Origin of the sequence: Cupriavidus sp. 2KB_3 (assembly GCF_052115685.1) — a bacterium.
GTDB classification, from domain to species: Bacteria; Pseudomonadota; Gammaproteobacteria; order Burkholderiales; family Burkholderiaceae; genus Cupriavidus; species Cupriavidus campinensis.
Window position 1 is genome coordinate 123,646 of sequence record NZ_JBFRHD010000011.1, and the last position, 21,038, is coordinate 144,683.

Genomic DNA, 21,038 nt, shown 5'->3' on the forward strand with positions numbered 1-21,038 from the left:
ACATGGACGCGGTAGGCGTCTTTCTTGTGGATTGGAACAGCCATGTCTTTCAAGCAATTCCTGTTGGCCGGTGCATGGATTGCATCGACCGCCCTGTATTCTGAACTGTCCGCTGCCGAGGTGTCCGCGCGGGCTGTCCCGCTATCCACCGAACAAGCGCGCGCGCTGGGCGTGCGCTTCGGCCCCATCGCGGCGTCCGAGAACCTGGAGGTGGGCACGCACGCGCGCGTGATCTTCACGCCGGACGCGCAGTATGTCGTTGCGGCCCCATATGCCGGCATGGTCCAGCGCGTGCTGGTCTCGGTCGGGCAGACCGTGCGCGCCGGCCAGGCCCTGGCAATCTTCGTCAGCCCGCAACTCTATGAAGCCAGCCGCGCGCTCACCGAAGCGAACTCGCAGGCGCGCGTCGCGCAGCAATCGCTCGCGCGCGACAAAGCACTCTACGACGATGGCATTATCGCCGCCAGCCGCTGGGAGGCTACGCAGGCCCGGGCGGCGGAGGCCGGTGCCATGGCCCGTGCCCGCCGCGCGGAACTCGCTTCGGCAGGCATCACCTTCACGGGCCCTGGCGGGGAAGCGCAACTGATGGCCAGCCGTGGCGGCATCGTCGCGGAGGTCAACGCAATCCCGGGCATGCGCGTCGACAGCGCAACGCCATTGTTCAAGATCGTAGATCCGGCCGCGCTGGAGCTCGACATGCTGGTCGGCCGGGATGTGCCGGTGCCGTCCGCCGGCGAACGCGTGACCGTTCCGCAGCGCGGCGCATCGGGGACAGTCATTGGCGTGGCGCCTTCTGGCGACGGCACGGCCGGCGTCCGCGTGCGCGCCTCGCTGGCCAAGCGCGGCGACCTGCGGGCCGGCGAGAGCGTTGGCGTCACACTGACCCTGCGCGGAGCAGGTAGCTCGGGGGCATCCCGCGTGCGGGTTCCGGCTGCTGCGCTGGCATACGTGCAAGGCTCACCAGGCGTATTCGTGGCGACCGACAAGGGCTTTCGCTTCCAAGCGGTCACGGTGGACAGTACGGACGAGGCAAGCGCGGTCGTGCGCGGCAACCTGCCGGCCGGCACACGGGTGGCGGTGTCCGGCATCGGCGCGCTAAAGGGCCTGCTCGCGGGAGAACAGTGATGCTCTCCCGTGTGATCGAGTTTTCCTTGCGCCAGCGGACGCTTGTGCTGATTGCGGCGTGTGCGATGGCGGCGGCGGGAGTCTGGGCCTACCTGAACCTGCCCATCGACGCCTTTCCAGATATTTCGCCCACCCAGGTCAAGGTGGTGCTCAAGGTGCCGGGCATGACCCCGGAGGAAGTCGAGCAGCGCGTCTCGACACCCATAGAGCAGGAACTGCTCGGTATCCCGCACAAAACGATTGTGCGTTCGGTGTCCAAGTACGGCATCAGCGACGTGACCGTGGATTTCGAGGAGGGCGTGGACGTCTACTGGGCGCGCCAGCAGGTATCCGAGCGTCTGGCTGGCCTTGCGCGAGATCTGCCATCGACAGCCGTGGGCGGCCTGGCGCCAATCACAACGCCGCTTGGCGAAATGTTTATGTTCACCGTCGAGGGCGAACGATATTCCCTCGCCGAGCGGCGGCGCGTGCTCGACTGGGTGATCCGGCCGGCGCTGCGTACCGTTCCCGGCGTCGCAGACGTCAACGTGTTGGGCGGTGAACTGCGCAGCTACGAGGTAATTCCAGATCCAGCGCGCCTGCGCTCGCGCGGCGTGACGCTGGACCAGTTGCGTGTGGCACTGGATACCAATAACCGCAACGACGGCGCGGGCCGGCTGGATCGTGCCGATGAACACTGGGTCGTGCGAGTCGAAGGCGGCATCCGCGGGCTGGACGACCTGGGCGCAATTGTCGTCCTGCCCGGGCAGGGTGTGATGTCCGCATCGGCGGTTACCGTTGCCGACGTCGCCACCGTGCGCCTGGGCGCAGCCACCCGCAACGGCGCGGTCACCAAGGACGGACAGGGCGAGGCAGTGGAAGGGCTGGTGCTCGGACTGCGTGGCACCGACGCGCGCAAGCTGGTGGAGTCGGTGCAGGCGCGGCTCGATACACTGGGGCCACAATTGCCCGAGGGCATGTCGACCCACGTGTTCTACAACCGTGGCGAACTGGTGACGCGCGCCACCAACACCGTGGTGCGCGCGCTGATCGAAGCCAGCCTGCTGGTGGTGGTGACGCTGTATGTCTTTCTGGGCGGCGTGCGGGCGGCGCTGGTGGTTGCCGCCACGCTGCCCTTGTCAATGCTGACGACCTTCCTGCTGATGCGCTACGTCGGCCTGACCGCCAACCTGATGAGCCTGGGCGGCCTGGCCATCGCGCTGGGCATGCTCGTGGATGCGGCGGTGGTGGTGGTCGAGAATATCGAGACCGCATTTGCACGCGCCAAGTCACACGAGACTGACCCGGCGTTGCGCGGCTCGGTGATTCGCCACGCCGTGACGACTGTGGCGGGCCCGATGCTGGCCGGTGTCTCCATTATTGCCATCGTGTTCCTGCCATTGCTGGCGCTTCAGGGCCTGGAGGGCAAGCTGTTTTCCCCCGTGGCCCTGACCATCGTGCTGGCCCTCGCATCTTCCGTGGTGATCGCCTTCACGGTGGTGCCGGCGCTGGCCTCGCTGCTGCTGATCGCGCACGCGGCGGAGCCGCCCTGGCTGATGCGCAAGGTAACGCACGGGCTTACCCGCCTGCAAACCTGGAGCGCGGCGCATCGCCGCACCGTGTTCGGCGTGGCGGTCGCGGCGCTGGTGATGGCCGTGGGCCTCTATCTATCGGTGGGAAAGACCTTCATGCCGACCATGGACGAGGGCGATCTGATCGTGCAGTTGCAGAAGGCGCCCTCGATTTCGCTGGCAACGTCTCTCGACCTGGACCAGCGCGTCCAGCGGGCACTGCTGAAGGAGGTGCCGGAGATCCGCTCCATCGTGGCGCGGGCCGGCTCGGATGATCTCGGCCTGGACCCGATGGGCTTGAATGAGACCGATGCGTTCCTGGTGCTCAAGCCAAAGGAACAATGGCGCGGAGAGAAGGAGGACATCGCCGCCGCGATCCGGCGCGTGATGGAGCGGTTCCCCGGTGTGATCTTCAGCTTCACGCAGCCGATCGAGATGCGTGTCTCGGAGATGCTGACCGGAACGCGCGGCGACGTCGCCCTCAAGATCTTCAGCAATGATCTGGCCGCCGGCGAGGCCGCAGCGCAGGCCATCGCGGCGAGGATACGAACCATCCGCGGGGCAGTAGAGGTGATCGCGCCGAGCAACAGCGGGGTGCAATACCTGAAGGTCTCGATCGACCGCGCGGCGGCAGGGCAGGCCGGCTATTCCGGCGACGCCCTGCAGGCACAGCTGCGCGCGCTCGTCGAGGGCGACCGCATCGGCGTGGTGCCGGAGGGCATCGTCCGCACGCCGCTCATCCTGCGCGGTGGCGCGGCCTTGCGGGAGGCACCTGAGTCGTTTGCGGGCTTGCTGATGACGGCGCCGGACGGCAAGGTCTGGCCGCTGACATCGCTGGCGCGCATCGAACGGGTGGATGGGCCGGTGCGGATCAACCACGAAGACGCCGCTCGCTTCACCGTGATCCAAGTCAACGTTGAGGGCCGCGACGTGGCGGGTTTCGTCAAGGAGGCGCAGGCGGCGGTTGCCGGCCTCGCCGACCTGCCCAAAGGCTTGCGCATTGTCTGGGGCGGCCAGTTCGAGAACCAGCAGCGCGCGGCAGCACGTCTGGCGCTGGTGGTTCCCCTGGCGCTCGGCGCGATCTTCCTGCTCTTGATGTTGACCTTCCGCTCGGTGCGTCAGGCGACGCTGGTCATTGCCAACATTCCGTTCGCGCTTGTGGGCGGCATCGCCGCATTGCGGCTGTCCGGCGACTACCTGTCCGTGCCGGCCTCGGTCGGCTTCATTGCCCTGCTTGGCATTGCTGTGCTCAACGGCGTGGTACTGGTCTCGCACTTCAATGCACTGCTGGAGTCCGGCCTCGACATGGCCGAGGCCGTGCGTACCGGTGTGCGTGACCGCCTGCGGCCCGTTCTCATGACAGCCTGCATCACGGCGTTCGGGATGATTCCGCTGTTGTTGGCCTCTGGCCCGGGCTCGGAAATTCAGCGTCCGCTGGCGATTGTCGTGTCTGGCGGCCTGGTCTCTTCGACGGCGCTGACGCTGTTATTACTGCCACTCCTGTTCGAGCGCTTCGGCACGCCCCGGCCACGTGCGGCCACCGTGCAAGGAGACCCACAATGAGATTCGACATGTTCCGATGCATGCTTGCCGTGATTTCCGCGATGGGCATCTCCAGTACGCTCGCTCAGGCCCAGGCTTCGGCGGGCTACCTGCCGGCCGAGGCCCAGGTTCGCGAAGTGGTAGGCCGCTCGCCCGATGTGATGACCGCCGAGTCGCGGCGTGACGCCACGCTGGCGCGTGCCGACGGCATTCGCGCGGGCACGGCCGAAACCGTGGTGCGTGCGATCGGCCAGGGCCGCCAGGTCCGGGAGCCGTCCGAGCGCTATGCGGAAGGGCAGCTCGCCGTGGAGCGGCCGCTAAGGCTCTGGGGCAAGGCCGAGGCAGACGGCCGGCTGGCCGATGCCGCCGCCGAGGCCGGCCAGTTGGCGGTGATGGACGCGCGCCACGAGGTATCGAGGCAGATCCTCGCCCTCTGGTTTGCCGCTGTGCGCGCGGGACAGGCCCGGATCGCCGCGCAGGACAACGCGCGCGCCGCGGCGGAACTGGCCGCCCTGACCGCACGTCGGGTGCAGCTCGGCGACGCGTCCCGCCTTGACGGCGAGCTGGCAGCTTCCGATCACGCACGCCAGCGGGCCGCGCTGGCGATGGCCACGGCTACGGAGCAGGCCGCAATAGCGGAATTGCAGGCCCGGTTCCCGGGTCTCGGCCAGCCCGGCCTCGCGACCGAAGCCGCGCTGCCGCCGTTGCCCCCTTTGGTTCAGGAGCCGCCGGAACAGCTGCGGGCCCAGTACGTCCAGGACAGCCATGAGTACAAGCTGGCCATGGCCGAGGAAGTGCAATCGCAGCGACAGGCAAAGCGCGTCGACCTGGAGCGCAGGCCAGATCCCACCCTCGGCATGTTTGTAACGGTGGAACGCGGCGGCGCGGAACGCATTCTGGGTGTCAGTGTGTCCATGCCGCTTGGCTCGGCACATCGCCGCTCCGCCGCAGTGGCGGCCGCCGCCGACGCCGAGGCGTCTGTCCGCCGCAGGCTGGGTGCGGAACGCCGCCTGGGTGCTGAGTTCGATGTGCTGTTCCGCAGCCTGCAAGGAAAGCGGGCCGCTGCGCAAGCACAGCTGGATGCGGCGGCTTTACAGCGAACCACGGCCGAGCGCGCCACGCGCGCGTACCGTGCGGGTGAGACGGGACTGGCCGATCTCATTCCCGTGCGACGCGGGCTGGCCGATGCATTGCTGGCCGAGCGTCTCGCGGCGGTGGACGTGCTGGAAGCGGACAGCCGGCTCAAGCTCGACCTGCACCGCATGTGGGATTTCGACGAATGATTTGCTACGCCTTGGCGCGGCGGCCAGCGTTGACTTGCGGTGCGCAGCCGCTCTTGATGGCGGAGACGCCTGCCCACTTTAGAAAGACCTGAGAAGGTCGTAATCGAAACCAGGTGACATCATGGCATCCAGACGGGAAATCAAGAGGTATCGTGCGCATCTGGCTGACGAGATTCACAGCGCGGCAATCTATGAGACGCTCGCCCACGTGGAAAAGGACATCAGCCGTAAGTCGGTGTTCGAGGATCTGGCGGCATCAGAGCGGGCTCATGCAAAGGTCTGGGCCGACAAGCTGAGTGCAAATGGGCAGCGCATATCAGATAGGCTCGGCATCAAGACCATTTTGATGAGGAGCCTCGTTCGCGTCTTCGGTGCCCGATTCGTGCTGCCCACACTTGCAGCAGTGGAGTTTGCGGACAGTAACAAGTATGCCGGCGACCCGGATACCGCAGCAATGTCCGAGGAAGAGCACCATCACGCCAGCGTGGTACAGGCTTTGGCGAATGGAGGCAAGCCAGAAGCAACCAGCGGTGCCGGCATTGCCAGAGCCGAGTCCTGGCATCGAGGCGTGTCATCAGGGAACGATCTGCGTGCGGCGGTGCTCGGTGCCAATGACGGACTGGTGTCGAATTTTTGTTTGATTATGGGTGTCGCTGGCGCCGGTACGGGCAACAAGACCATTCTGCTAACCGCTTTCGCGGGGCTCATTGCAGGAGCCTGTTCGATGGCACTCGGTGAATGGCTGTCAGTAACCAACGCGCGTGAACTTGCGCAGACGCAGATCGCAAGAGAAGCCGACGAGCTGGAACATACTCCGGACGCAGAAGAGCACGAGCTGGTTCTCATCTATCGTGCCAAAGGACTGGACGGAGATGAGGCGAAGCGTGTCGCATCGCAACTCATGCGTAACAAGGACAAGGCCCTGGCCGCGTTGACGCGAGAGGAGCTCGGCCTCGATCCAACAGAACTAGGCGGCAATCCATGGTCCGCCGCAGGGGTATCCTTTTTGCTATTCGCGATCGGAGCGATCTTTCCCGCGATGCCATTCCTATGGACATCCGGGCCTACGGCCATTGTTCAGTGTATTGCGTTGAGCGTCCTGGCGTTGGCAGCGATCGGCGTCGCTACGTCGATCTTCAATGGAAAGGGTGCAGGCTTCTCCGCGATTCGTCAGGTCGTCATTGGCCTGGCGGCAGCAGCCTTCACGTTCGGTGTTGGGCGCGTTCTGGGTGTATCAGTGTCATAGATGCACGTTCACCTTCGCGAGAATAGGGGGTGTGGCAAGGGCGCGCTATCCCTGCACCTATCGCTGGGATGGCTCGCAATGGTTGATCATGAGCCACCACTCATCGGCCATGCCGGAGAAGATCCGACTTAATCAATAGTTGACCGACCTGGCACAGCGAGCGTTCAGCTGGATCGTCTTTGCCCCCCCGATGGACGTCGCGGGATTCGACGAATAGTCCATGAGCCAGGCGACGTTGGCCGGGGTGGACGCATATTCCGTTGACGTCCAGTAGGGACCGGCCAAATTGCCGAAACCCAGCCGCATCAGGTTGTCCTCGATATTGGCGATGCCTGCCGGGCAGTTGGCCAAGCCCCCGGCGCTGCCGATCTCGCAGGCCGCAGGCAAATACCACGTCCCCGCAGGCGCGCCGCCAGACGTGCTGGCGTTGCAGAAATTTGCCGCGTAGGTCAATGCCGTGCCGAGCGACGCGACGATGGCCGAGGTGTTCCCCGCTCCATCCGTCAGGCTCTGCGCGGCCACCCCGATCGCCGTCCCCATGCCACCCCACACGTCCAAGCCGGCGTCGGTCAAAGCCACTACCTTCGCGGTGGACGCGCTCGTCACCGCGAATACGAGATCGCCGCCGACACTGAATGCCAGCGCGGTCGTCGGATTGGGACTGCCGACGTTATCCGCGGCTATTGCGATGCCGCCCTGCGCGACATAGGGCGTCGCCGACGTGAATTGCAGCATGCAGCTTGCGCCGGGGGTCAGCACGGCGCAGTTGCTGGCGTCCTGCGTCACGCCCGACCATGCGGACGGAAGCTGTGCCGCCACGTTGGTCGCCGCGATCGATCCGATGTTGGTCACCACGATCGTGCCCGTACCGCCGCTGACGGGGATGACGCCGGTGGCCGCCACCGAAAGCGTGGTGGTATTCGTGATGCACGACACGCCGACAGTCGTTACGTTTTGCGCGGGCAGGGTGCCGCTGCCATTGATCACCATGCACGTCTGGATGGCAGGCTGGGTCAGCACCGTAACGTTGTAGGGGCCGCCTTCGGCAACCGGCGTGGCGAACGTGAAGGGGCCATTGCCCGTGACGGTTTGCGTGTCTGCGCCGTTGAGCTGCAGCTGCAACTGCCCGGATAACCCTGAAACGGTGCCGCCAACGGTGTAGGTGTTCGTCGCGCAGGTAATCGAGACGTTCTGCACCGCGGCGCTCCCCATCGACCCGGTGCCATTGCCCACGGTGCAGGTCTGGCTGGCGGGCTGCGACTGCACAGTGACCGCGTACGCACCACCCTCGGCGATCGCGGTCGGGAACGTGAACGGGCCATTGCCGGTAATGGCGAGCGTATCGCCGCCATTGTTCTGCACGGTCACCGTGCCCACGAGCCCGGATGCAGTGCCGCCGACGGTGTGCGTATTCGCCGCGCAGACGACAGCCACGTCCTGCACCGCCGTGGTGCCGACCGTCCCGGTGCCATGACTGACCGAACACGTCTGTCCGGCGGGCTGGGTGGCCACGGTCACCGCATACGCGCCGCCTTGTGCGACGAGCGTCGGGAAATTGAACGTGCCGTCGGTACTGGTCGACAACGTGTCGCCACCATTGTTTTGCAGGACAACGGTTCCCGTGAGACCGGTGACCGTGCCGCCAACGCTGCGCGCCGTGCCGGAGATGGTGTACGTGCGCGTCCAGATCGCGCCCTTCTGTCCGACCGCGCTGTCGAACGTCACCATGTTGGGGTCCAGCGTCAAGGTCACGGTCTGACCGTCGCTGCAGCGGCTGCCGGCAAGCGTCACCGTGACGATCTTGCCTGAGGCGTCGACCGCCGGCGTGGCGGTCGGCAGCGTGCCGCAGGTACCGCTGCGCTTGAAGAAGCCTGTGCCCAGCGCGGATACCTTTGCGTTGAACGTGGCCACCACGCTAGTGGGCAGCTCGGTGAGCGTGCTCGAGTTGGCGGCGACAGAGACCAGTGCGATAGTTTCCGGCGTCGTGGACGGGGCCGGGGTGGTGGGTGAATCGTCCCCGCCGCACGCCGTCAAGAATGCCGCACATAGCGCGGCCACCCAGCGCATCTCGATTCCCCGACCCTTCATGATTGGACCCTTGCCGTGTTTTCGTTCGATAGTGGCGGATCCTACACAATCTGGGCCGTGCCAGCCATGCTCATGAAGCAGGGTAGAGGGGTACACGTCGGTTGCGCCCGCCATAACCCCGCCGTAGACATCCCAGTTCGCGCCGGTGATCCGGCTCGTCATGTCGGAGAGCAGGAACGCGACCGGTTCTGCCGCATCCTCGGGCGTGCCGACACGGCCGGCCGCTGCCGACCCATCTCTGCCTTTGGATTCCAATTAGTTTGACGACCGTTCCTCGCCCAGGAGGAGTCATTATGTTTGAATTTGCGGATGACGACGGGAGCCTAAGAGACGGCACGCGAGAGCTGGAATTCTCGCTGGTGAAGTGGCTATGTCTCTGCTATCCAAGCACCACATCCCCTGACGCAAGCCTGCGTGGCCTTGCAAAGAATGCTAGATAACGCTACGAAGTGAGGGGTCACTCGATGTCGTTGGCGTCGCAGTAGCGTGTCTCGGTATTGCCGACGTGCTCGTCGAGCAGTCTGCATGCGCCGTCGATGTCGTTGGCGGCGATGGCGTCGTACAAGACCTGGTGCGTGTCCACGCACTCCTCAATGGGCGACCGATGCCTCAGCGCCAGGAGCTGATAGCGAATGAGATCGTAGGCGCCACGCAGGTACTCGTTGTCACAATACACAAAGAACTGGTAGTGGAAGTCCATGTCGATGCGGGCAAGGGCGGACAGATCCCCGGCTGCCTCGGCCACAGCCAGTTCTTCGATCAGTCGCTTCATTGCCGCCAGCAGGTCTTGCCGGCGCGTGGCCGCGGCCTCCCGCAATGCGGCCAGCTCCAGCATGGCGCGGAAGCGGCAGAGCTTGCCGACTTCTTCATGGTTCAGACGGAATACCTCGGTGCCCCGCTGCGGGTGTACGTCTACCAGGCCTTCCATCTTCAGCCGCACCAGGGCTTCGCGTACGGGCGTCTTGCTCGTGCCAAGTTGCGCGGCGATCTGGGCCTCTGACACCAGTTCGCCCAGCTTGAAGTCGCCCTGCACGATGGCATCGCGAATGCGCTCCACCGCGAGATCGGTCAGCAGTACGGGGCGTTCTAGACGCAAGGATCGAGTGGCCATAGGTCGCATTCATGAGGTTGGCGTGATTCTACCTCCAACTAGGGGTTATCGCGGATTTGATATCTGATATCTTAGATCTAAAGTACGACCGTCGCGCCAAGACGACGGGTAGACAGCTTTTTATAGAGGAGACCGCATGCGACGGATCAGGCAATTGAGCGAAGCGCTGCTGGCGTTGGGGCTCGCGGGCATGGTGATCATGGTGTTTGGCAACGTGGTCCTGCGCTACGCATTCGAGTCCGGCATCACGTTTTCGGAGGAGGTGTCGCGATTCCTGTTCGTATGGATCACATTCCTCGGCGCCGTCCTGGCGTTCGTGCAGGGCGGGCATATCGCCATGGAAACGCTGATCCACCGGCTGCCGGCGGGCGGGCAACGCTTCTGCGCGGTGTTGTCGATGCTGTTGATCGTCGGCTGCTGTGTGCTGATGGTCATGGGTGGCTGGCAGCAGACCGTGATCAACCTAAACAATTTCGCGCCTGTGTCGGGCCTGCCGCGCGGTGCCATCTACTTCGCCGCCGCGTTCGCCGGTATCTGCATCGGTGTCTCGACCCTGTGGAATATCTGGCGCGTCCTGCGCGGTGCCGCGCTCAATGACTTCCGCCAACAGGCCGTGACGGAGTGAGGCAGCGATGACCGTATTTATCTTCATTTCCTCGCTGCTTGGCGCGATGTCGCTGGGCATGCCGATTGCCTTTGCGCTGATGGTCTGCGGCGTGGCGCTGATGGCGCATATCGACATGTTCGATGCCCAGGTCCTAGCGCAAAACCTGGTCGACGGTGCCGACAGCTATCCGTTGATGGCTGTGCCGTTCTTTCTGCTGGCCGGCGAACTGATGAACGCCGGTGGCCTGTCGCGGCGGATCGTCGATGCCGTGATGTCGATGATTGGCCATGTGCGCGGCGGCCTTGGCTATGTGGCCGTGATTGCTGCATTCCTGCTGGCGAGTCTGTCCGGATCGGCGATTGCCGATACTGCCGCGCTGGCGGCGCTGCTGGTGCCGATGATGCGCGATGCCGGCTACAACCAGGGCCGATCGGCCGGGCTGCTTGCCGCCGGCGGCATCATCGCGCCCGTGATTCCGCCTTCGATCGGCCTCGTGCTGTTTGGCGCGGTGGCCGGTGTATCGGTCAGCAAGCTGTTCATCGCGGGCCTGGTGCCGGGCGTGTTGATGGCCATCTCGCTGATCGTCACGTGGTGGTGGCTGTGCCGCAAGGAAGCCCCCGCACCGCGGCCGCGCGAAAGCGCCGCTGTGCGCCTGCGCACGATCCGCGAAGCCGGCTGGGCCATGCTGCTGCCCGTGATCATCATCGTCGGTGTCAAGTTCGGTGTCTTTACGCCGACTGAGGCGGGCGTCGTGGCCGCCGTCTGTGCGGCGCTGGTCGGCATGTTTGCATATCGCGAACTGACCCTGACCAAGCTCTACGAATCGATGGTCAACGCCGCCCGTGTATCCGCAGTGGTGATGTTCCTGGTGGCCGCTGCCCTGATTTCGGCATGGCTGATCACTGTGGCGAACATCCCCGACGAACTGATTGCGTTGCTGGAGCCGCTCATTGACCGTCCGGTCCTGCTGATGATCGTTATGCAACTGATTGTGTTGGTCGTGGGCACCGCGCTCGACTTCACGCCCACGATCCTGATCCTGACGCCCGTGCTGATGCCGTTGGTCAAGCAGGCCGGTATCGACCCGGTCTACTTCGGCGTGCTGTTCATCATGAACAACGCCATCGGACTGCTGACGCCGCCTGTGGGCAACGTGCTCAACGTGGTGTGTTCGGTTGGCAAGGTCAGGATGGACGAAGTCATTCGGGGCGTATTGCCTTTCCTTTACGCCGAAACCGTGGTCCTGCTGCTGATGTGCGTGTTCCCGCAACTGATGCTTGGGCCGTTGCGCTGGATGCATTGAGTCAGCCCTTCCAAGACGAAGAGACAATGAGGAGATATCCGATGAGAAGAACCACCCTGAAGCTCGCGCTGGTTGCTGCGGCGATCGGCATGACCGCACCGGCCATGGCCCAGTCGACCGCCAAGTTCGGTTACGGCTCGGCAGACGACCATCCGCAGGGGTTGGCCGCCAAGCGCTTTGCGGAACTGGTCAAGGACAAGACCGCCGGCCGCATCAAGGTCAACACCTATGGCAGCGGCAAGCTCGGCTCCGACCCGGCCATGCAGTCGTCGGTGCAGGGCGGTACGCTCGAATTCATGGTCGGCCCGACGTCGAACCTGGTGGGCGCGGTGAAGGAACTCGCGATCTTCGATCTGCCCTACATCGTGTCCGATTACAAGGAGGCCGACGCGCTGATGGATGGCCCGGTTGGCCAACAGTTGCTGGCAAAGCTCGATGCCATCGGACTGGTCGGCCTGGCCTACTGGGAAAACGGCTTCCGAAGCCTGACCAACTCGAAGCACCCGATCAAGCGGCTAGAAGACATGGCCGGGCTGAAGGTACGGGTGATCCAGAACCCCGTGTTCATCGAGACTTTTAAGACCCTGGGCGCCAATCCGGTGCCGATGCCCTACACCGAGTTGTACGGGGCGCTGGAATCGAAGGCCGTGGATGCGCAGGAAAACCCGGTGGGCCTGATCGACACGTCCAAGTTCTACGAGGTGCAGAAGTACCTGTCGCTGACCGGGCACGTCTATTCACCGTTCATTGTCATCGCCAGCAAGAAATGGTGGGGCAAGCTGTCCGATGCCGACCGCAAGGCCGTCAAGGACGCTGCAGTGGAAGCCGGCAAGTACGAGCGTCAATTGCAGCGCGACCAGGCAGTGAAGCTGCTGGAGCAACTCAAGGCGCATGGCATGCAGGTCAACGAGCTGTCCCCGGGCGAACTTCAGCGCCTGCGTACGGCCGTCAGGCCCGTCGTCAACAAATTCGCACGCGAAATCGGCGGCGATCTCGTGCAGCAAGTGCCCGGCATCAAGGGCTGATCCAACTCCATCGATTTCCCATGACTGAGCAGAATCGGCTAGTCGTCGCGCTGGACGACGGCTATGCCTCATATGACCAGGAGACGGACCTCCTGAAGGCGGTCGGCGCACGCTTCGAACTGCGCCCGTGTGGTGGCGATGCGCAGCGGGCCGCCGACGCCGTGCGCGGCGCGGACATCGTGCTGGTACGCGAAACGCCAGTGTCGCTCCCGGTGATCGAGGCGATGGATCGCTGTCGTGCGGTGATCCGCTACGGCATCGGCACCGACAACATCGACATCGGCGCAGCCAGTGGACGGCGCATCGCGGTGGCGAACGTACCCGACTATGGCATCGACGAAGTCAGCACGCATGCGATGGCGCTGCTGCTGGCCGTGGCGCGACAAGTGGTGAACCGCGACCGCGAGGTGCGTGCCGGGCGCTGGAGCGCGGCAGCCACCCGCGCCATGTACCGCCTGAGTGGCCGGACGGTGGGCCTGATCGGTTACGGGCGCATAGCGCGATCGTTCCATGACAAGCTGGCCGGCTTCGGGTTCTCCCGCGTGCTGGCGCATGACCCGCACGCCGTGCTCCCCGATGGCGTGGAGGCTGCAGACATCGACCAGATTTGCGAGCAAGCCGATGTGATCTCGCTGCATGCGCCACTGGGCCCTACCACCCGGCACATGATCGACGCCCGCCGGCTCTCGCTGATGAAAGCGACCGCCATTCTCGTCAATACGTCGCGCGGTGGGCTGATCGACCTCGACGCGCTGCACGCCGCGCTCGCTGCGCGACAAATTCTCGGCGCGGGGCTAGATGTCTTCGAGCCGGAGCCGCCCAGCGCGAGCCACCCTGTCTTCACACTCGACAACGTGGTGGTCAGTGACCACATCGGCTGGTACAGCGAGGAAGCCATGCGCGACCTGCAGCGCAAGGCCGCCGAGGAAGCGGTGCGCGTACTGGCCGGCGGCCGGCCGAAGCACTGGCTCAACGTCTGGCAGTAATCCTAAGACCCCAATTTCTCCGGGAGCAATTCATGCAAGACATCATCGAAGGTTTCAAGACCGTGGCCGTGGCATCCGTGGCCGACGCGGTGGACAAGATTGCCGGCAAGCGCGGCTACATGGACGCCAGTATCAAGCCGCGCATCAACGACCACCGCGTGGTCGGTCCGGCTGCCACTGTGCTGGAAGCCGCAACCGACGAATTCGTCCCGCCGCAACACGCGCTGGACCTGATCGACGAAGCGCCGCGCGGTAGTGTGATTGTGATCTCCATCGCCGGCGGCGAGCCCGACGTTGCCGTCTGGGGTGGCCTGATGACGGCCGGCGCGGTGGCCAATGAACATGCCGGCGCGATTCTCGATGGCGGTGTGCGCGATCTGGCCGAGATCCGCCGCGACTACGATTTCCCGGTCTACGCGCGTGACGTCAGTCCCGGCACCACGCTGGGCCGCTACAAGACTGTGGCATCGCAGATACCCGTGGAAGTGGGCGGTGTGGTGGTGCATCCCGGCGACATCATCGTGGCCGATATCGATGGCGTGGTGGTGGTGCCGCATGAGCAGGCGAGCGAGATTCTGGCGATGTCGCGCGAGATTGATGCGCGCGAGTTGGAACAGGCCCGCTTGATCATTCAGGAGCGCTCGCTGCGCACCGGCCTGGCCAAGTACGGTCGCATCTGAAGCAGGCGCTGCAATGACGGTAGACATCCTCGCCCTTGGCGAAGCCATGGTGGAGTTCAACCAGACCGGCGACGGTAATGGGCGTTCATACTTGCAGGGCTTCGGCGGCGATACGTCGAACGCAGCCATTGCCGCTGCGCGCCAGGGCGCCCGTGTGGGCTATATCTCGTCGCTGGGCGACGATGTCTATGGGCGGATGCTGCGCACGCTGTGGAATGCCGAAGGGGTGGACCATAGCACTGTGCTGACCGACGCCCAGGCCTTCACGGCGGTCTATTTCGTCACCCATGACGAGGGCGGACATCATTTCAGCTTCTTCCGGCGCGGCTCGGCCGCTAGCAGGATGACGCCTGCACAGTTGCCTCAGGCGGCCATTACCCAGGCCAAGGTCCTGCATGTGTCGGGCATCTCGGCCGCTATTTCGGAGAGCGCTTGCGACACCTGCTTCGCAGCCATCGACATGGCGAAGCAGGCCGGCGTGAAGGTGTCGTTCGATACCAACTTGCGCCTGAAGCTCTGGACCCTGCCCCGGGCGCGCGCCGTGATGCGCGACCTGATCCGCCTGTCCGATATCTGCCTGCCAAGCTACGACGACGTGGTGGCCATCAGCGGCCTGAAGAAGCCCGACGAACTGGTGGACTACTGCCTCGGCCTTGGTGCATCGATCGTGGCCCTGAAGCTTGGGGCGGAAGGCGCATTGATCGATGACGGCAAACATCGCATCCGGCTTGCTGCTCATCCCTGTACGCCGGTGGATGCCACCGGCGCGGGCGACACGTTCGGTGGTGCCTTGCTGGCCCGCCTGATCGCGGGAGACGGTTTCGAGCAGGCCGGCCGCTACGCGGTGGTGGCCAGCGCGCTCTCCACGCAAGGTTACGGCGCGGTCGAGCCCATTCCACTTGAGATGGCGATTCGCGAGGAGATGGCCCGCCATGGCTGATCCGAAGAACGTGGACCGCGCACAGGGGGGGACTTTCGACGCCGAGCTGTATGCCGGCGCGCATGTGGTGGTGGCCGGCGGCACGTCCGGTATTGGAGCGGCGATTGCCTCCGCCTTCGCCAGTCACGGCGCGACGGTTGTTGCAACGGGCGCGACCTCCGGCGATGTGGACGCGGCGCAGGTCATGCCCGGGATCGCCCACGAGCGGCTGGACGTGGCAGATGGAACGGCGATCGACGCCTTCATGGCCGCACGGCCACGTATCGATGTCCTTGTCAATTGCGCGGGCATCACGCGCCGCGGTGGGCAGGAGCACGAACTCGACACATTTATGCAGGTGGTCGATGTCAACCTGACGGGCACCATGCGCATGTGCGCTGCTGCGCGTGCGGCGCTCAAGCAATGCGGCGGCGCCATCGTCAATACGGCGTCGATGCTCAGCTTCCTGGGCGGTGCGCTGGTACCCGCCTATGCCGCCAGCAAAGGCGGGGTGGCACAACTGACGAAATCGCTGGCCATTGCCTACGCCGCGGATAGTATCCGCGTCAATGCGGTGGCACCTGGGTACATCGCCACCCGCCTCACTGGTGCATTGCAGGCTGATGATGCCCGCAACGACGCCATCCTTGCCCGCACGCCAATGGGCCGTTGGGGGCAGCCGGAGGACATTGCCGGTGCGGTGCTGTTCCTCGCGTCACCCGCCGCGCGGTTCGTGACGGGCGTTGTGTTGCCGGTCGACGGCGGCTATCTGATTTCCTGAAGGAGTAAAACGTGATTGTTCAACTACCTGGCATCCGGCCAGAGATCGCCGAACGGGCCATTCCTGATGATGAACGCGTGTGGGTCCCACAGGCACCGAACGTATGGTTCCGGCCATTGCTGTTGAACACCGTCACCGGCAGTTGGTGCAACCTGCTACGCGTGCGCAAGTCAGGTGTGCTGTCGCGTCATATCCATCCGGCCTGGGTGACCGGCTACGTGATCAAGGGCGCTTGGCGCTACCTGGAGCATGATTGGGTGGCAAATGAGGGCAGCTTTGTCTACGAACCGCCTGGTGAAATTCACACGCTAGTGGTCGACGAGGTGGCTGGCGAGCAGGAGATGATTACGTTCTTCAACATCCACGGCGCGATGGTCTACCTCGACGAGAATGGCCAGACCACCGGTTATGAAGACGTCTTCACCAAGACCGAAATGTGCCGGCGCCACTATGAGGCCGTGGGCCTGGGCGTGGACTTCGTTGATCAGTATCTGCGTTGACGCCTTCCGGCCGCGACGCACTTCATAGCGGTTGCTCGTTGCGAAGTTCGTCGATGACGGAAATTGGCTGCCCACCCACCCACCAGGCCACGGCGGTCTCTTACCGACCTAGAGGAATGTCCGTTGTTTAGGGTGGTACCGCCGTTTGACTGCCCTCCTTGGCGCACGGACCAGAGGCCGCTCATGGCCGGGAAGGGACCTCGACGCGCCGCGATCTTTATCGTAGCTAACAGTTGCGTTCGCCGTCGGCGCCATCGACCAATCCACTTCCTACCTGTAGGGCGATTCTGAACGTGCCGACGCACACGTCGTAGGACGTCGCCAAGTAGGACTGCGACCCGCATTACCACCAATCTCCATGTACCCAGTTACTGTGAGACAGATCGTCTCTTTGTAAGCGCTAGTTTCGGCACACCTTGAGTGCGACGAGCGTATTCAGGCAGGATGCGGCGGGGCGAAGTTGAACGGCAACAGATCGCTGATGTCAGTGTCTGGCGTTCGCTGTGGCAGCTCTGTGAGCACGTGGAGCAAGTAGGCATACGGCTCGACGTCACAGGCTCGGCACGTAAGCATCAGGCTATAGATCATGGTGCTCGCCTGGGCGACAGCTACAGTGTCTGCGAAGAGCCATGCCTTTCGACCCGTGCAGAATGGTCGGATGTCGCGCTCTACCGCGTTGTTGTCCACTGGAGCCCGTCCATCGATGACGTAGCGGCTCAGATATTCCCACTGATTGCGCGTGTAGACGATAGCCTTGCCCAGTAAGCTTTCCGGCAGTATCTGCGGCGCCTGCTCATCCAGCCATGTCTTGAAGGCCTTCATCAACGGTACGCTGTGTTGCTGCCGCAGGCGATACGTATAGTCCGCGCGCGTTTCCCCTTCGGGCGGATCTTCTTTTGCTAGCGCCTCGACCTGATACAACGCCTTGAAGTACTCGAGCGCCTTTGCTATTCGAGCGCTGGGCTTCTTCTGACCCTTCTGCGCATCGACGAACATCCGCCTGGAATGAGCAAGGCAACCGAAGTGCGTGACACCTTCGAGGGTGCGCCAGGCACTGTATCCATCGGTCATCAGCATGCCATCGTAGCCGGCGAGGAACGTCTGCGGATACTCCTGTCCGCGTCCCGGCTGGTAGTCGAACAACACCACCGGATGCTCGCAGTCCTCCGCGCTGCGGTAGACCCACATGTATGACTTGCTCTGCGCGACCTTGCCTTCCTCCTTGAGCACCTGCACCGTCGTCTCATCGGCATGGATCAGCGGCTGCGACAGCAGCGTGCGGCGTAGCGCCTCATACAGACGGCTATAGTGCAATTGCGCGGGGCGGATGATCCAGTTCGCCAGTGTTCCACGGCCAACCGTAATACCAGCGCGCCCCAACGCATCTTCCATGCGGTAAAGCGGCGTGCCATCAACGTACTTGCCGACCGTCACCGTCGCCAGCATTGCCGGACTTGCGCTGCTGCCGGGCAATGGCTGCGCTGGCATCGGCGCGGTCAACATCGGTGTTCGCTCCGCATTGCGATCGCAGTGCCGGCAGGCGTATTTGAAGCGCACGTGCTGCAGTACTGATACCTTGGCTTCGATGTGCAACTGCTCGCTGACGTCCTCGCCCATGCGGTGCATCGAGCCTTGGCAGCATGGGCAGATCTTCTGGTCTTCCGTCAGGTCGTACTCGATGCGCTGGCGCGGCAGCTCTGCCGGCAGCGGCTTGCGTCCGCGTTTGCCGCCTGCAGGCCTATCCGGCACCCGCAGTCCGGTGTCAGGAAGCGCCAACGCGTCTTCCTCGTCGTGGGGCAGGGCCGTGGCAGCCATCTGCTCGGCTTCATCGAACACGCGGTCCTTGGACTTCTCGCTGCTCGGTGCAAAGCGTTTGGATTGTGCGAGACGGAACTGCTCTTCGAGGAGCCTGATGCGATCGGTCAGCTCGGCGATGTGCGCGGCGTTGGTGGCAGCCCGCGCTTCGAGTTCGCGGATATAGGCCTGGGCGGCCGGCGGCAATTGCGAGAAGTCGTGTTCATCGATGCTGAACACGATAGTGCAGCGACCGCGTAGATAGGTATACGTCACCCCGCAGGACCATCAAGCCGTGTGCTGATATTGGCGTGACGGGTGGCGCTGCACGGCGTCCACATCGATACCGTCCAGCAGCCAGTGCAACTGCTCGGTCGTCAGTTCGACCACCACCTGCTGACGCCGTGGCCATGCGAAGCGATCTTCCTCCAGGCGCTTGAGCAGCAACCAGAATCCATTGCGGTCCCACAGCAGCAGCTTGACGCGGTTGCGCCGGCGGTTATGGAAGGCATAGACGGCCCGGGCAAAGGGATCAAGCTGCATCGACTGCTCGACCAGTGCAACCAGACCATTTATTCCGAGGCGGAAATCCACGGCGTTGCGGTGAAGGTAGACCTGCACGTCGGAGCCGAATCGGAACATCAGCGCGCTCCCAACGCTTCGATCATCGCCTTCACCAACGCAATGTCCTGCCCACCGCACTCAAGTTCGACCGTCACGCCATTGGGCAGCCTCGCCTTCAGTAACGCGGGTATCGGAGATGGATCCTGCGATGCTTGTGTGCGAGCTGGCGCCTCGGCCGACGGGCGTCGGCGTACCACTGGCGATTCTGTGACGGCCATCACGTCGCTCACCTCGACGACCGGTACGAACGCCGGCAACGTTGACCCGGTGGCCGCGGTGGCAGTCCCTCGCCACCTGGTGCAGCCGAATCCACTTGCGCAACTGGTTCGTATTGATACCGAGCTTGAGAGCCATCCCGGATACCGATACCCCAGGCCGCAGACATGCCTCGACTATTCGGCGCTTGTCCGCCCGGTCAAAGTCCCGCTTCCCGTTGGAGCGAACACGGATCACCCTCAGCGGCAGAACGTCAAACTCGGCTTCCATCATGATTGCGTCCGCAAAGAGTGGTTGCGGACGCAAGCCTGCCCACTCTCAGCCGCAAATGCTAGGTGGGTTCAATTGCGCGCTTACGTCTCTTTTGCTCACTTACTGTGAGAATTCAACTCAGTTAATTTGGGACAGTGTCGCGTAACCCATTGATTTGTCGGTGATTGACGTCCCATTAATTGTGAGACGGGACAGGTGTCACGTCTCAAGGTTAGTGAGTTTTGTCTCACAGTGAGTGGGTTAGATTCTCAAAGTTGGTGGGTAAAAGGGAGGCGGCATGCAAGGCAGGGGTGGGCGCTGCCCGGGGCGCAACTGCGATGCGGGGGCACAACGCTCCCGGAAGTCTTGCAGCGCTGTAGAGTTCGGAGTCCGCCTCGTTGCGAGGCTGACGCTTAGACGAGCGGCAGTCGCCGTACCATGAGCCGGTGACGTCTCAGCGACCTCCACCCGCGTGCCCGGACATCGTCCTAGGCGCTCACCTGCGAATGCGCAGATCCAAGCGTCGATGCGCTGCAGGCGGGATACCACGGGTTCCACTTCGAGCCGGTCGAACTCGTCCCGATCCTGTTCCTCGTGTGTTCCGCCGTTGAGGTGTCTCCATGTGAGATTCGAGGCGCTGAGGATCTCCTCCAAGGCCTCCTGTAAGTGCGTCTTGCTGAGGTGGTCGAACGTGGCGGTGTCGCGAAGCTTGAGCCGGCTTGCGTCGCACAGGTCTCGGCACGTTCAACGGCGAGGTCGGGCCATGCATCGTTCGCCTGAGTTCGCCCAATTCGTGCGAGCCCAGCCACTTCCAGACATTGTTCGAAAGCATCTCTAAGCACGCCTGGCATTTGCCAGCGCATCCCGTAGCTGAAATCCGCCAAGGTCGTTGCGGGCCTTGGTAATATAGGCACTACTGGGCACGTCCCGATGCACACGAGGGTGGTGATCGCCGCCGTGGTGAGTCAATGCGTCCTCTTGACAGTCACCACGTCGTTCGCGCGGAATAGCGTTTCTAATGTCCTTGATGAACTCGGGGCTGTGGCATGTGGCTAGGTCTGCGTTGTCATGAAACGGTTGTCAGAAAAAAATGGTATCACTGATACCGTGACGATGGTCGAGGTCGATCGCGGTCACCGCGTCGTCGAAGACCAAAAGCGGCGAATCGATGCTCGTGGCCTTGGGCAGAAGGATTGCCAGTCCCGGGCGTCGGATATGGCCTTCGCTCAGTACTTGCAGAGCGTCGACGCGCATGTCTGGTGCGCCGCGAAATGCGAGTTGTATGCGCTGGTCCCCGGTGAGAGGTAGGTAAAGTTGAGCTAGCTTGTCCTCGTCGCGGTCGCCGCGATTAAAGTCGTTGTAAAGATCGCGAGCCAGATCTCCCAAGCCCGCTAGCAACATTCCGG

At 63.7% G+C, this 21,038-nt stretch carries 18 protein-coding genes and 1 pseudogene; 13 read left to right on the forward strand and 6 right to left on the reverse strand.

Annotated elements, in window-relative coordinates:
• Positions 1–42 precede the first annotated feature (42 nt).
• The 5 genes and pseudogenes from AB4120_RS13920 to AB4120_RS13940 all read left to right on the forward strand — a co-directional run.
• Positions 43–1,125 carry an efflux RND transporter periplasmic adaptor subunit gene (locus AB4120_RS13920; protein WP_441642396.1) on the forward strand — a complete coding sequence of 361 codons (1,083 nt, stop codon included), beginning with the start codon at positions 43–45 and terminating at the stop codon, positions 1,123–1,125.
• Complete coding sequence (locus tag AB4120_RS13925; protein WP_441642397.1) at positions 1,125–4,238, forward strand: efflux RND transporter permease subunit; 3,114 nt, start codon at positions 1,125–1,127, stop codon at positions 4,236–4,238. Before AB4120_RS13920 ends, AB4120_RS13925 begins: the two co-directional genes overlap by 1 nt.
• Positions 4,235–5,500, forward strand: a complete 1,266-nt coding sequence (locus AB4120_RS13930) for a TolC family protein (RefSeq protein ID WP_441642398.1) — start codon at positions 4,235–4,237, stop codon at positions 5,498–5,500. Before AB4120_RS13925 ends, AB4120_RS13930 begins: the two co-directional genes overlap by 4 nt.
• A gap of 121 nt (positions 5,501–5,621) precedes the next feature.
• A complete protein-coding gene (locus AB4120_RS13935; RefSeq protein WP_149137718.1) occupies positions 5,622–6,746 on the forward strand; it encodes a VIT1/CCC1 transporter family protein in 1,125 nt (374 codons plus the stop codon).
• Positions 6,747–6,750: 4 nt separating this feature from the next.
• Positions 6,751–6,885: pseudogene (locus AB4120_RS13940) on the forward strand (DUF4440 domain-containing protein); the annotation flags it as partial.
• On the opposite strand, the gene AB4120_RS13945 reads toward AB4120_RS13940, so the two are convergent.
• Positions 6,879–9,089, reverse strand: a complete 2,211-nt coding sequence (locus tag AB4120_RS13945; protein ID WP_441642399.1) for a hypothetical protein — start codon at positions 9,087–9,089, stop codon at positions 6,879–6,881. The pseudogene AB4120_RS13940 and the gene AB4120_RS13945 sit on opposite strands and share 7 nt — an antisense overlap.
• 202 nt (positions 9,090–9,291) lie before the next feature.
• Positions 9,292–9,945: a GntR family transcriptional regulator gene (locus AB4120_RS13950; RefSeq protein WP_441642400.1), complete on the reverse strand. Its 654-nt coding sequence runs from the start codon at positions 9,943–9,945 to the stop codon at positions 9,292–9,294.
• Between the two features lie 136 nt (positions 9,946–10,081).
• Here AB4120_RS13950 and AB4120_RS13955 point away from each other — a divergent pair, with 136 nt between their 5' ends.
• Genes AB4120_RS13955 through AB4120_RS13990 form a run of 8 tightly spaced genes read left to right on the forward strand, consistent with a single transcriptional unit; the run spans position 10,082 to position 16,746 of the window.
• Complete coding sequence (locus AB4120_RS13955; RefSeq protein ID WP_441642401.1) at positions 10,082–10,570, forward strand: TRAP transporter small permease; 489 nt, start codon at positions 10,082–10,084, stop codon at positions 10,568–10,570.
• A 7-nt stretch (positions 10,571–10,577) separates the two neighbouring features.
• A complete protein-coding gene (locus AB4120_RS13960; protein WP_441642402.1) occupies positions 10,578–11,855 on the forward strand; it encodes a TRAP transporter large permease subunit in 1,278 nt (425 codons plus the stop codon).
• A gap of 41 nt (positions 11,856–11,896) precedes the next feature.
• Positions 11,897–12,880, forward strand: coding sequence for a TRAP transporter substrate-binding protein (locus AB4120_RS13965; protein ID WP_441642403.1), 984 nt, complete (start codon positions 11,897–11,899; stop codon positions 12,878–12,880).
• 20 nt (positions 12,881–12,900) lie between these two features.
• Positions 12,901–13,866: a C-terminal binding protein gene (locus AB4120_RS13970; protein ID WP_441642404.1), complete on the forward strand. Its 966-nt coding sequence runs from the start codon at positions 12,901–12,903 to the stop codon at positions 13,864–13,866.
• A 32-nt stretch (positions 13,867–13,898) separates the two neighbouring features.
• Positions 13,899–14,546 carry an RraA family protein gene (locus AB4120_RS13975; RefSeq protein ID WP_441642405.1) on the forward strand — a complete coding sequence of 216 codons (648 nt, stop codon included), beginning with the start codon at positions 13,899–13,901 and terminating at the stop codon, positions 14,544–14,546.
• 13 nt (positions 14,547–14,559) lie between these two features.
• Positions 14,560–15,486, forward strand: a complete 927-nt coding sequence (locus AB4120_RS13980) for a sugar kinase (protein WP_441642406.1) — start codon at positions 14,560–14,562, stop codon at positions 15,484–15,486.
• Entirely contained in the window at positions 15,479–16,246 is a 768-nt protein-coding gene (locus tag AB4120_RS13985) for an SDR family NAD(P)-dependent oxidoreductase (protein WP_441642407.1), read from the forward strand. The genes AB4120_RS13980 and AB4120_RS13985 overlap by 8 nt, the downstream gene beginning before the upstream one ends.
• A gap of 11 nt (positions 16,247–16,257) precedes the next feature.
• Positions 16,258–16,746, forward strand: coding sequence for a 2,4'-dihydroxyacetophenone dioxygenase family protein (locus AB4120_RS13990; protein WP_441642408.1), 489 nt, complete (start codon positions 16,258–16,260; stop codon positions 16,744–16,746).
• Positions 16,747–17,181: 435 nt separating this feature from the next.
• On the opposite strand, the gene tnpC is transcribed toward AB4120_RS13990, so the two are convergent.
• The 4 genes from tnpC to AB4120_RS14010 all read right to left on the reverse strand — a co-directional run bounded on the left by tnpC (position 17,182) and on the right by AB4120_RS14010 (position 21,033).
• Positions 17,182–18,747 (reverse strand): IS66 family transposase, encoded by a 1,566-nt coding sequence (gene tnpC / locus AB4120_RS13995; protein WP_441642451.1) that lies wholly within the window; start codon positions 18,745–18,747, stop codon positions 17,182–17,184.
• Between the two features lie 81 nt (positions 18,748–18,828).
• Positions 18,829–19,182, reverse strand: coding sequence for an IS66 family insertion sequence element accessory protein TnpB (gene tnpB / locus AB4120_RS14000; RefSeq protein ID WP_441642409.1), 354 nt, complete (start codon positions 19,180–19,182; stop codon positions 18,829–18,831).
• A gap of 60 nt (positions 19,183–19,242) precedes the next feature.
• Positions 19,243–19,653: a transposase gene (locus tag AB4120_RS14005; RefSeq protein WP_441642410.1), complete on the reverse strand. Its 411-nt coding sequence runs from the start codon at positions 19,651–19,653 to the stop codon at positions 19,243–19,245.
• Positions 19,654–20,712: 1,059 nt separating this feature from the next.
• Positions 20,713–21,033, reverse strand: a complete 321-nt coding sequence (locus AB4120_RS14010; RefSeq protein WP_441642411.1) for a hypothetical protein — start codon at positions 21,031–21,033, stop codon at positions 20,713–20,715.
• Positions 21,034–21,038 lie beyond the last annotated feature (5 nt).